Below are 383 nucleotides of genomic sequence, written 5' to 3' on the forward strand. Positions count from 1 at the left end.
CTCGCGTCGCCCAGCAGTACCGGCTGAACGTCGGCACCATCATCGAGGTGCCGGCGCTCAACGTGCGCTACGTGCAGGCCGGCAGCAAAGGGTCGGCTTCGCGCGGCGGCCGGGTCCTCGGCAAGATCGAGGAGGCGTTCCTGGAGACGCTGACCCATGGCGATACCTTCATGTTTGCCGGGAAGGTGCTGCGCTTCGAAGGCATTCGCGAGAATGAATGCTTCGTGTCGAACGCGCCCGGCAGCGATGCCAAGGTGCCCTACTATGGCGGCGGCAAGTTTCCGCTTTCGACCTATCTCGCCGAGCAGGTGCGCGCCATGCTGGACGATCCGCAGCGTTGGAAGAAGCTGCCGGAGCAGGTCGCCGACTGGCTGCGCTTCCAG

At 65.3% G+C, this 383-nt stretch carries 1 pseudogene; it reads left to right on the plus strand.

From position 1 onward, the window contains the following. A pseudogene (locus EN862_RS35020) lies at positions 1-383 on the plus strand (DNA ligase-associated DEXH box helicase); the annotation flags it as partial.

It is taken from the genome of Mesorhizobium sp. M2E.F.Ca.ET.219.01.1.1, assembly GCF_004016445.2.
Taxonomy (GTDB): Bacteria; Pseudomonadota; Alphaproteobacteria; order Rhizobiales; family Rhizobiaceae; genus Mesorhizobium.